Annotated in this window: 3 protein-coding genes and 1 pseudogene; 1 reads left to right on the forward strand and 3 read right to left on the reverse strand. The window is 72.6% G+C overall.

What is annotated here, in order from left to right; all coding sequences use genetic code 11:
• The 3 genes and pseudogenes from BU198_RS01080 to BU198_RS01090 all read right to left on the reverse strand — a co-directional run.
• A pseudogene (locus BU198_RS01080) lies at positions 1-878 on the reverse strand (hypothetical protein); the annotation flags it as partial.
• Positions 868-3,096, reverse strand: a complete 2,229-nt coding sequence (locus BU198_RS01085) for a hypothetical protein (RefSeq protein ID WP_188294896.1) — start codon at positions 3,094-3,096, stop codon at positions 868-870. The pseudogene BU198_RS01080 and the gene BU198_RS01085, both read right to left, overlap by 11 nt.
• Positions 3,097-3,430: 334 nt before the next feature.
• Positions 3,431-7,963, reverse strand: coding sequence for a GDSL-type esterase/lipase family protein (locus BU198_RS01090; protein WP_188294897.1), 4,533 nt, complete (start codon positions 7,961-7,963; stop codon positions 3,431-3,433).
• Between the two features lie 307 nt (positions 7,964-8,270).
• On the opposite strand from BU198_RS01090, the gene BU198_RS01095 reads away from it, so the two are divergent.
• On the forward strand, positions 8,271-8,620 hold a 350-nt coding region (locus BU198_RS01095; protein ID WP_188294898.1), incomplete at its 3' end, for a multiprotein-bridging factor 1 family protein.

The raw sequence follows: 8,620 nt of genomic DNA on the forward strand, positions 1-8,620 counted from the left end.
AGGCCGGGGGTGGTGGCCCCGTCGGCGCCGTCCACGGCCTCGCCGAGGGCGAGCACCTCGGCGGCGGCCTGCCGGCGCAGCCCGGCCTCGTCGGCGGCCTGATCGGCGGCGAAGACGGCGTCGGGGAAGGTGAAGGCGGTGTGCCGGGGCGAGCGGCGGCGGCGTACCAGGAAGGCGGCGCCGACGACGGCGAGGACCAGCGCCGCGGCGACCGCGAGCAGAGTCCCCGGGCCACCGGAGGAGGAGTCGGCGGCCTGGTCCTTCGCCTTGGGGCGGGCGGAGTACTCGCGGTCGACCCGGGCGGCCTCGGCCTTGTAGACCGCGGTGCCCTGGCCGGTCTTGATCAGTTCGATGGCCCGGCCGACGCGGGCGGCCAGTCCGGCATCCTTGAGTTCCTTGAGCATGCCCACGGCCATGGCCGAGTCGCGGGTCTGGTGGGTGTCGTTCGGCCACTCGGTGCCCTTGAGCCAGCTCACGTACTCGTCGTTGGTGAGCAGGATCAACTGCGGCTGGCCGAGGCGTTCCTGGAGCACTGCGGCCAGGCCCTTGGCGCTGCCGCCGAACGCGTCGCCCTTCTTCAGCGGCACCAGCACCACCTTGATGGGCAGGCCGGTCGCGGCGATCTGGTCGGCGAGTTCCCGCTGTTGGGAGGCGGTGACGGCGGCCGCGAAGGACGGGTCGACGTAGACCGGGCTGGTGGCCAGCGCCTCGGCGATGGTGGTGGCGGTCGGTCCGGGGCCGGCGCTGTCCGCGCGAGCGGGGGCGCCGGTGCCGAGCAATGCCACGCAAGCCATCAGAAGCGCGGCGAACAGCCCTCCGAGCAGGCGCCGGTCGGGGCCGGCGGACGGGTGACGGACGGTCGGGTGGTCACTGGACACTGGCGGACTCCCTGGCCCTGAGGATGAGTGCTTCGAGCCCTTCGCGGGCGGCCGGCAGGATCTGCCCGGCCTCGTCCCAGGCGGTCCGGGTGCGGTCGTCCGCCCCGGGCAGGCGCAGCAGCCGGTCGCGGGCCAGGCCCGCACGGGCGGCCTGGTCGGTCCCGCCGCCGCGGAGGGCATCCCGGCAGGTGGGGCACAACTGCGCGGACCGGGGGTCGATGCCGAGCTCGGCGAACCAGGCCGGCACCCGGCCGCCGGTGGCCTCGCCGTGCAGCGGGTCGAGCCGGCAGAGGGTGGGGTGGAGGTGGCCGCGGAGAGCGGTCAGCCCGGCCTCGGCGAGCACCACGACGGCGGCCAGGTCGCCCGCCTCGGCCGACCTGTCGGGGTGCTGCTCGCTGCTGTCGGCGAGGAGTCCGGCGGCGTCCAGGCAGTCCCAGGCGCGGGTGCGGCCGGGCGCGTCCTGGTCGGCGGCGGCCAGTCGCGCGGCGAGTTCGCGGACGTCCTCGCCGGCCCAGGCACGCAGTTGCCGCAGGGACGGCAGCGGGTCGGCGTGCCGGGGCTTGGTGCGCTGCTGCGAGGAGCCGGCCGCGCGGGCGCGCCGGGAGCGGAGCACGGCCCGGGCGGTGGCGAGGGCAGCCCAGGCCAGCAACAGCAGGACGCCGAGCAGCATCACGCCGAGCGCGATGCCGCCGCCGAAGTCGTTGCTGAACAGGGCGGGCAGCCGGTTGTCGTGCAGCGGGGGCAGCGTGGTGTCGCGTTCCGCGGGATCGTAGCCCGGCTTCGGCTCGGCGGCGGCGACGGCGTCCAGCACCTGGTCCAGCCGCGGTGCCACGTTCAGACCCTTGGTTTCGCCGCGCGCGTACTTGACGTCCGTCGGCACGCGTGCGAAGCGGTGCAGGGTGTCCTGGTCGGTGCCGTAGCTGTCGAGTTCGATCAAGCCGGTCAGCTGGTCGACGAGGATGTAGACGCCGTTGCGGCCGGTGCGTTCGTGGATCAGGGCGAGCAGCAGGTCGCGGTCGTAGCGGGTCTCGCCGTCGCTGTCGGTGGAGGTGACCACGATGTGCACCGGGCCCTTGGGGGCGAGTTCGGTGAGCCGCTGCCGGATCGCGGGCAGGTCGGCGGCGGTCAGGGCGTCGGGGCCGGACGGGTCCTGGTAGACCGGGTCGGTCGTGAGCCCGGCGGCGATCTCGTCGACGCGGGCGTTCAGGTCCGCCTGGGTGACGTTCAGGTAGGGGCCGTCGATGACCTGGGGGAAGGCGGTGGGCGCGTAGTGCACCACGCCGAACACGGCGGCGGCCGTCGCCAGCAGCGTCACCGGCAGCAGGCCGCGGAGGCGCCACCCGGCGCCCGGGGTCCGGGCAGCGAGGGGCGCCTTCGGGTCCTTGTCCAGGCTGACGGCGGGCTTCCTGCCAGACTTCAGGCCGGTCTTCGTTCCGGTCTTCGGTCCGGTCTTCCGGGCGGGGGCGGCGCCGGAGGAGCGGGTCCGGCGGAGGGAGAGGCGAAGGCCGAGGGCCAGCACCAGGCCGGGGATCACCACCACGGCCAGCCCGAGCAGCAGGTTCTGGTTCTGCCGGTCGGTGGAGCTGATGTACGCGCTGGGCCGGTCGCTGTCGCGGTGCCGGTCGTACAGTTCCTCGGCCTTGGCGGCGGCCCGGTCCTTGCCGGAGGCGACGGCGTCGACGAAGTTCTCGAATCCGGCGAGCGGCCCGGCCCTGTACGGGGTGCCGTACAGGGAGATCCGGCGGGCCTCGTCCACCGGAACGTCGACGCCGAACGCGGTCGCGGTGATGGTGCCGTAGCCGCTGATCACCACGTAGAGGCCGTCCGCGCCGAGCCGGTCGTGCACCAGGGCGAGCAGTGCGGCGTCGCCGTCCGGCAGCGCCAGCACGTAGGTGGGGACGCCGGTGCGCTCGGCGAGGGCGGCGATCTCCGGGGCGAGCGAGCGCGGAAGTCTGCGCGGCTCGGCGGCCGAGACGTAGACCGGGTTCTTGCGCAGTTCCTCGGCCAGGCGCTCGGCCTGGGTTGTGCCGCCGGCGGGTTGACCGGTCGGCGCGGCGGTGGCGGTCGCCGTGGACGCTGCCGTGGGGCTCGGCCCGGCGCTCGGCTCGGCAGCAACGGCCGTTCCGGCGCTGCCGAGCAGTACGAGCGCCGCGAGCGCCGTGCCCGTCCGGGCCCGGACTATCCCGGTCCGTCCCCGTATCCCTGTCGGTGTCCGCATCTGCGCCCTCCCGGTGGTTCGGCCGGTCACTTTACCTGGGCTTGGTCTCGGCGAGTGCGGACGCCCCCGGTCCCCGGGGGCGGCGCGAGCTGGGGGAGGGGGATCGGGGGCGGCGTCACGGGCGCGGCCGGAAAGTGAAGCGAGTGCTGGTGTACGGCGTCGTCACCGACGTGTGCGTGGCCGGATCGGTCCGCGAACGCGTCGCCCGTCCGTACTCGGGCGCCCCGCGCCCCCATGGCGCGGGGCGCCCCGGCCCGGATCGGGATGTCCGGGCCGGGGCGCCCCCGGGTGTGCTGTGCGAGGCCTGATCCGAACGGCCTCCGGGCATGTCCCGTCAGCGGAAGTTCTTCAGGAACAGGGAGTTCCCGTCGTCCTCGTAGGAGTTGTTCACCCCGTTTCCGCCGGTGTAGTCCAGGCGTTCCATGTCGGCCCAGTCCGGGATGGCGGTGCCGGAGGAGGTCAGGTGCTTGAAGAGACGCGGATCGGTGGCGTCGGAGCCGAACTGGTAGACGCGCTGGCGCGTCGAGTAGGGCTGGTACGGCAGGTAGGGGCCGCGGGCGGTGGTCTGCTTGGTCAGGGCGTTGTTGAAGAAGACGTTCTGGGGGCCGCTGGAGCCGGACCACTTGACGGCCTTGTTGCCCGCGCTCCAGTAGATCGGCCACCAGGTTCCCTTGTCGCTGACACCCCCCTCACCGCCGCAGTTGACGGTGCAGTTCTTGGAGGCGTGCTCGAAGGGCACGTGGACCACGTTGTTGTCGAAGAGGTTGCGGCGCTCCCATCCGCCGTGCAGGTTCAGGTCGGAGTCGAAGTCGTTGGCGAACGCGACGTTCCCCGAGGAGGACCACTGGAAGGTGAAGTGGCGCAGGTTGCGGGTGGTGTTGAACGCGTACAGGGAGTCCCACACGCGCGAGCCGCGCAGGTAGCCGTTTCCGCCCTTGCCCTTGTTCCAGGCACCGTCGAAGTAGTTGTTCTCGATCTGGAGGTTCTTGGCGACCTCGGTGACGATCGGGTGCGATCCCGTCATCTCACCGCGGACACCCCGTACCCAGGAGTCGGCCGCCCACTTGAAGACGATGCCGTGCATGGCGTACTCGGGCGCGAGGTTGCCGTAGTTGTGGACCGGGCAGTTCGGGCCCATGACCGTGCACGTGGGGTCGACGTGGTAGGTGCTGCCGTCGTTGGCCGGCATCCCGTCGAGCTGCTGGGTGAAGGTGAAGTCCTCGAACCCGACGTTCGTGATCATCTTGAGCGGGGTGACCTTGCTGGCGTAGACGGTGCCGGCCGGCAGCGGCGGTGAGCCGTCGGAGACGGAGTTCACGGGCATGTCGAACTCCAGGGGCTCGTCGATGGTGACGGTGCGGCCGCCGCCGTCGACGGAGGAGATCAGGAAGACCTGCTGGCGCATGTGCAGGTTGTCCAGGTAACTTGCCGCGGCGGTCGTGTCTATCTGCTGGCTCTGGTAGAACTTCAGGCTGTTCGCCGCGCCGACCCACAGGTAGCCGCCGGGCCGGAACGCCGACATGTCGGCGTCGGGCTTGAGCTGGATGGTGCGTTCGCCCTGATGAGCGGCGTACGCGGTGTCGGCGGCGGTGCCGGCGACCTCGACGCCCGACTCCCAGTGCTGGTTGACCGAGCCCTCGAACAGGTCTCTGCGGTTCTCCGGCAGTTTGGAGATGTCCCCGCACATCCGCTGGTGCTTGGCGGACACCTCCCGGGTCTGCACGCGGAACAGTCCCCGTCCCGGCCAGATCCAGCCGCCGGTGCCGATGATCGAGCCGAGCTTGCCCGGGCACTCGTAGCGCATCGCGTCCTGGTCCCAGCGCGAGGGCGCCGGGTCGCTGGGGCCCTTGTAGAGGGTGTCGTAGCGGGTCGCGGCGTCCGGGCTGAACACGATGCGGGTCCCGCCGGCGCTGTCGGTGCCCTGCCCGCGGATCACCAGGTAGGAGACGTCCACCGAGAGCTGCTTGCTGACGTTGACCGTGCCCCTGGGCAGTTCGATCGACGACAGACGGCTCGGGGAGGCGTTGGGCGTGCAGTCGGTGCGGACGTGGTCGATGGCCCGCTGGATGCCGTCCGTGTCGTCCGTGCCGTCATCGGCCCGCACCCCGTACGTGGCGGCGAGGTCCTGCGCCGTGATGCGGCACTTGGCGTCCTTGGAGCGTTGCGCCTCGCCCGGCAGCCGCTCGCCGCCCCGGTAGCCGGCCTTGCTCCAGTCCGGCAGTCCGTCGACGGGGCCCCGGCGGTTGCCCTTGGCCAGCAGCTGGCTGCTGTCGTCCAGGCCGCCGGGCGAGGTGCCGGGGGCACCCGCGCAGCGTGAGGTGACGGGGCGGCCGGCGAGCCCTGCGGTGATCTTGGTCAGGCAGGCGGCCAGGGCCTGCTGGCCGTAGTAGTTGGGGTGGACGGCCTCCTGCTGGTGCCCCTGGGCCGTCCAGCCGATGTCCTTGGTCTGCTCGCTGAGGTAGGGCACCCACCGCACCCACTCGGCCTTCGCCGCGTCCACCGGGGCGCCGAGGGTGTTGGCCGAGGTGGCCTGCTGGGCCGAGGTCGCGCACAGCTCGTGGCCGGCGAAGGCGTCCTGGACGTCCAGGAAGGACACGCCCGCCTGCCGCGCGGCGTCGCCGAGCAGGGCCGTGATGCGGGGGATCACCGAGTCGTGCGCCCAGTCGGTGTCCTGGTCGAGGAAGGGGCAGCCGCCCTGCGTGTAACGCCCGTACTTCTGGAACGGGTTGATGGAGTCCTGCGGGTAGCGGTACCGGCCGCTGCTCGGCAGCGGGTTGGGGTAGGACTGGAGCACGATGTCATAGCTGCCGTCGGGCTGGCCGCTGTCGTGCAGGGTGCTCCTGATCGCCTGCAGGGTCTTGACGACGTCGGCCTTCACCGCGTCGAGCTGGGCGGCGAACTGCGCTTCCTGGGACGCCCGGCAGCCGTTGTTGTTGACCGACGGGTACAGGTAGGCCTTGGCGCAGTCCGCGAGGATCTCGGAGAACCTCAGGTCGTTGCCCCCGATGGACAGGACGACCAGGGAGACGTAGCGGGTGGCCGCCAGGTCGTGCAGCTCCTCTATCTGCGGGCGCTGCCCCTTGAACGACTGGGACAGCACGGCGGCGGTCGTCGCGCCGGAGCAGGAGATGTTGTAGCGCCGGCCCGTCAGTTCCGCGCCGTGGATCTCGGCGGAGTCCGCGCGGTCGCACGCCTGGCCGGGCTTGTCCGCGTACGAGGTGTCGCCGTAGACCAGGCTCAGGTCGTGCCGGCAGGTGCTCTCGTCGGCGTTGCAGTCCACGGCCGCCCGGTCGGTCCCCCACGCCGATCCTTCGGCATAGCTGTTGGCGTTGCCCGCCCACCGCCCGGCCTCACCGGAGATGTAGCTGTCGCCCATCGAGACCTTCGCCCCCTCGGCGGGATCGCAGACGCCGCCCTGCGGTGGCGGGAAGGGCGTCTGGCCGTCGGAGGCGGTCGCCAAGGCCGCGGTGGTGACGACCGCCGGCGTCTCGACGGCGCACTTCCACCGCCACGTGTCGACGGGGTCCAGGCCCCAGGCGCCGCTCTGGACGCTCGGCGCGCCGGCCGTCAGAGCTGTGCCGACCGGCGCCCCGAGGGTCACCGCGAGGCCGTCGGCGTTGACGAGTTGGTTGTATCCGGTGTCCAGGCGCCACAGCTGGCTCTTCGCCGCCGGCACCTGGCAGTCGTTCTGCACCACCGCCCTGGCCGCCGTGCCCGCCGCGGCCACCCCTACGTCCAGGCACTTGCCCGACGCCCAGGCCCGCAGGCCGGAGTAGTCGACGCCGCCGATCCCGGTGGGACTGACGCTCTCCAGGACCTGCCCGAGGTCGTGCGCGACCTCCTGCGCGGTGATCGGGGCGCCGTTCTCACCGCGCCGATCCGGGCCCAGACCGATGGTCCGAACCCGTGCGCCGCCGGCCGGCGCCTGGTCGATCAGCCGGTACGCGACGGGCTCCGCCGCGGCCTGCATGGGGGCGTTGAACTGGACCGGGAAGTGGTCGGAGCCCTGCAACCCCCGCCTGGCCGTCCTGGTCCCCGGGTTCGGCGGCACGCTCGTGACCGCGTAGTCCAGCTCCGAGAGCCGCTGCCCGTCCGCACTGGAACGCGTGGGCTCGCCGCTGCGGCGCAGTACTCCTGCGGGCGGAACCCACCCGAGCGGCTGGTTGGGGTCCAGCAGGTTGAAGTTGAAGTCCCCCGCCACCGCCCACTGCCCGTTCGGGCCGGTGCCGCCGCGCTGCGCCACGCCCGCGACGATGTTGTTCCGGTCGTTGCCGCCGCCGGACCAGGCGTGTGCGCTGTAGTAGACGTCGCTGCCGAGCCGTACCCCGATCAGCGGGCGGGGAAGGCTGTTGCCGAGGGGATCGGGCTGCACCACCATCGGCTCGGGTGTCACGTTGAACGGCAGGGCGCTGGTGCGCACGATGAGGCCGACGTTGACCCGGCCGGGGCGAGCCGGGTCTCCGTTGGTGTCGGTGATGGCCCAGAACAGGAGGAACGTTTCCTCGCCGATCGTGAAGTAGTTCTGCGAGACCACGATGTTCGCGGCTGCCGGACCGGCCGCGGTGTTGTACGCCGCGGGGATCGTCTGGTCCCCCAGGGAGAAGAAACTCGGCGGCGGGCTCGACATCTCCTGGAGCGCCAGGACGGTGATCCGGGGGTTCTCGTGCAGGAACGGCTTGATGTAGTCCGCCCATTTCCCTCCGCTTCCCTGCATGTTCCAGGTGGCGAAGCCGAGGTCGTTGACCGACGCCCGTGCGGGAGGCGCCGCCGCCGTCAGGGCGTAGACCAGAGCGATGAGCAGGGACAGCACGCAGCCGATCGCGGGGATCCGGCGCAGGGCGGGTGATCGTGGACGATCACATGGCAAGGGAGGCTCCCTGGGGTTCGGGGATGGGGTGACCGCACGCGTGCGGCCCGCCGGGGCGACTGCTCCCGACGGGCCGAGGGGTGGTCCGGTCGATCTGTGAGCGGGGTTCGTTTCGGAAAAGGGGGGTGTGGGCGGCCGGCGTGCACCGGTCCCGGCCCCGGCCGCGCGGGGTGTGCGCGGCCGCTCCGAGTCCACCACCGCCGGGCGCCCGACGCCAGGCAGTCGTACCGGCAGAACCGGCACCCGGCATACTTCTGCCGGACATGCCACGGCGTCACCACGGCACGCCCCACACAGGACCCGGACGATGAGCACCTCCAACCCCACACCTCGCGCCGACTCCTTCGGCGGCCTCCTGCGCGGCCTGCGCACCCGTGCCCGCCTCAGCCAGGAACAGCTGGCCCACGCCGCCGGGGTGAGCGTGCGCGCGCTGGCCGACATGGAACGCGGCCGCACCCGCGGACCGCAGCGCCGCACCGTCCAGGCCCTGGCCCGGGCCCTGGACCTGGGAAGCGGCGACACCGAGGCGCTGGAAGGCGCCGCGAGTCCGGGACGCCCCCGCCCCCGGCCCGTCGCCACGGTGCCCGCGGGCACCCTGCCGCTGCCCCGCGACCTCGACGACTTCACCGCCCGCGGCGCGGCGCTCGCCCGCATCGG

The sequence above is a fragment of the Streptomyces sp. CBMA156 genome, assembly GCF_014596515.1.
Taxonomy (GTDB): Bacteria; Actinomycetota; Actinomycetes; order Streptomycetales; family Streptomycetaceae; genus Kitasatospora.